This window comes from Stenotrophomonas maltophilia group sp. RNC7 (genome assembly GCF_030910085.1).
Taxonomy (GTDB): Bacteria; Pseudomonadota; Gammaproteobacteria; order Xanthomonadales; family Xanthomonadaceae; genus Stenotrophomonas; species Stenotrophomonas sepilia.
Map to the genome: position 1 here is coordinate 1 of NZ_JAVFVN010000844.1, position 330 is coordinate 330.

A 330-nucleotide genomic window follows, 5' to 3' on the forward strand; every position below is an offset into this window, starting at 1 on the left:
AAACTGTTAAGAAGGGCGTTAGAGGATCAAGGAAACGGTTTAGGGAAAATGAATATTACTATATCCGATGAGCTATTAACATTAATTGCTCAAACAACAGGGGATGCGCGTTCTGCACTCAACTTATTAGAAGATATTGCATTCGGTTCTGAAAAAGGTGAAAATAACAAAATTATTGTGACAGAAGATACCGTGAAACAATGTATCCAAAATAAAGGGTTCTCTCATGATAAAAAAGGGGATATTTTTTATAATTTACTATCCAGCTTTCAAAAAAGTGTCAGAGGTAGTGATGTAAATGCAGCCCTTCATTATTTGGCAAGATTATTA

The 330-nt window shown here is 33.9% G+C and carries 1 pseudogene; it reads left to right on the forward strand.

Features of this window, described 5'->3' with window-relative positions:
• Nucleotides 1-330, forward strand: a pseudogene (locus tag RCF13_RS20195) (hypothetical protein); the annotation flags it as partial.